Raw genomic sequence first — 376 nt, 5'->3', positions numbered from 1 at the left:
GTGGCCGCCGTGGCCGGCGCGACCCCCGGAGCGGGCGGCCCCGCCGCCGGAGCGGGCGCGGCCTCCAGGGTCCGCTTCGCCGACAGGGCCAGCGAGTTGGCCGCCGGGAGGTCGATGAACCGTACGGGGACCTCGTGGGCCAGCGCCCACTGGATGGCCGCCCACTCCGGGGAGAACCCGGCCAGCGGCCAGAATCCGGCGCGCCCCGGGTCGTCCGCGGCATGGGCGAGCAGTGCGACGGGCGGGCGCATGTCCTTCTCGGCGGCGAGCCGCACGATCGCGTCCGCCTCCGGCGGCCCCTCGATCAGCACCACGCGCGGTGCGCACGCCTCCAGCGCGGCCCGCACCGCCCGCGCCGACCCGGGCCCGTGATGGC

1 protein-coding gene is annotated in these 376 nt (G+C 79.5%); it reads right to left on the bottom strand.

What is annotated here, in order from left to right; genetic code table 11:
* On the bottom strand, positions 1-376 hold a 376-nt coding region (locus KN815_RS49760; RefSeq protein WP_253209762.1), incomplete at both ends, for a DUF5682 family protein.

The organism is Streptomyces niphimycinicus, from assembly GCF_018883605.1.
In the GTDB taxonomy this organism is placed as follows: Bacteria; Actinomycetota; Actinomycetes; order Streptomycetales; family Streptomycetaceae; genus Streptomyces; species Streptomyces niphimycinicus.
This window is presented reverse-complemented; position numbering and strand designations above follow the sequence as displayed.